Raw genomic sequence first — 1426 nt, forward strand, 5'->3', positions numbered from 1 at the left:
CCTGGCCCAGGACAATGCAGCGAGCCACGGGCTTTCCGGATTAGTGCCGGCGAAGTCGAGCGCGACATACAGCGGCCGGAGATGACGGCGGATACGCCCGGCCAGACCGTCCACTGCCTGCCAGTGTAAAGCCAGCTTACCCACTGGCTTTTCGCTCATACGCTGTGCTGTGGTTTGCAGCCTGTCACGGGGCATGATCTTGTAGGCGCGCTGGCGCACCTCGCCGAATGGCGTGGGATCAGGTACGCTGTCGTCGGTGTAAAGCGACAGAAGACGGCCGACCTGTGGCGTGTTTTGCTGACGGCGCACCTGCTCGGCGACAAAGGACTGTTTGGCAATAGCGCTGCATTCGTCCTCCAACTTCTTCATGTGATAGGCCATCGCATCAACCAGGTTGTCGGAGAGTTGCCGGTAGCGCACCCAGGCATAGCACAGCAGGTAGAGATGGGCCTGATCGGCCTTCAGGTTGCGAAGGTCGTGGACAGTGTAGAAGTTCGCCAGGTTCGCGTAGTGCAGCAGGTTCTGCTGCGAGATATTCAACCTGGGCAGCAGTGCCTTGGCGATTGCGTGCAACGGCTCCAGCTTCGCGCGCTTCTCCCGTTCGCGGATCATTTGCCGCCAACCGAAATCTTTCGCGTCCTGCTTGAGCGCTGCGAGTTGGGACAGGGTATCCTCACGCACCAGAAGCTCGCCCAGGGCAGCCTTGGCGGATTCATCTAGCACTTGCGCCAACAATTCGCTCAGCCGCTGGCGTTCGGCGGACAGGGCTTCGCTGACAATCTCTTGCAGGGTGGTGTAGCCAGGCCGGATGATCCTGTGCTCGTTGAGCCAGACGATCAACTCGGTGGCGACGAACCCCGGCGTTACGTCGCGTAGCACGGTCTGTGCGGCCTGCTGCGCGAGTTTCGGCAGGAAGTCAGCCGTCCACAACCGGTAGCCGCATAGTTTGGCGATCTGCTCGCGCTGGGTGTAGTGTTCGTGCTTGGTAATTTTCGTCGGTTCGAACGACTCGCCGTGGAAATAACGGCTCAGCACGAAAGCGTAATCGTCGTCGACTTCATCCCAGTCGAAACGGAAGAAGGCGTGCTTGGCCTTGAAGTAGCCGATCTGCAAGATGCAATAGACCTGGGCATGAAGACCCGGCCGGCTGTTGGCAAGCGCCAGCTCGGCTTCCGTCAAAGCAAGGTATTCCAGCTTCTGTGCATCATCGAACTCCGGCAGGCCGTACAAGGCTTCCTGTTCTGCGCCGGAAAAGACCGTCAGCCGCTCACTCTTGTTGAAAGTCATCGAACACGGTATTTGGAAAATCCGCGATTCTACAGAAATAAGCGTTATCTGGGGTATCCATTTAACCGGAGCTATTCCATACTTCGAGCATGGAGCTTCCAACCGCAGACATTGACTACCCTCGTTCCTTCGGTGAATT

General features: G+C 58.2%; 1 protein-coding gene. It reads right to left on the reverse strand.

All coding sequences use genetic code 11. The features are described 5' to 3' along the window. On the reverse strand, positions 1-1287 hold a 1287-nt coding region (locus tag A3A5_RS0122080), incomplete at its 3' end, for a DUF4158 domain-containing protein (protein ID WP_018312690.1). Positions 1288-1426 lie beyond the last annotated feature (139 nt).

Origin of the sequence: Cupriavidus sp. UYPR2.512 (assembly GCF_000379565.1) — a bacterium.
GTDB lineage: Bacteria > Pseudomonadota > Gammaproteobacteria > Burkholderiales > Burkholderiaceae > Cupriavidus.